The sequence below is a fragment of the Salinimicrobium oceani genome, assembly GCF_012037645.1.
In genome coordinates this window covers 1-386 of sequence record NZ_JAAVJR010000938.1, presented here as the reverse complement: position 1 = coordinate 386, position 386 = coordinate 1, and the positions used below count along the sequence as shown (strand labels likewise).

The following is a 386-nucleotide window of genomic DNA, read 5'->3' as shown; positions in this document are numbered from 1 at the left end:
ATAATCGTGGTAAAGAATAAGATCCATACACTTCCCATTAAGGCGGTATAAATTCCTGCTCTTTCTGCCTTTCTTGACGGCAAACTGGTTATAAAATCCCAGTCAATTCTCTGGATCCCATCTACAAGAATAGAACCTATAAAGATAGCCAGGAGCACAAGTCCCAAAAATGTGCAGGCAATCCCCCAGTATTTGAACACCTGGTCTAACAGCCGGTTCTTTTTAATATTATTCATATTTCTCCCTGAATTTTTTTCTTATCCTGTAGCTGATGGTATTCAGCAGGAAAGTAAAGATGAATAGTGTAATTCCGGCAGCGAAGATGGTACGGTATTCCAGTGATCCATGCTGCACATCCCCAAGGCTTACCTGTACGATATAAGCTG

1 pseudogene is annotated in these 386 nt (G+C 40.9%); it reads right to left on the bottom strand.

Annotated features, from left to right (window positions below):
- Window positions 1-236 (bottom strand): annotated as a pseudogene (locus HC175_RS20150) (phosphate ABC transporter permease PstA); the annotation flags it as partial.
- Window positions 237-386: the final 150 nt, after the last annotated feature.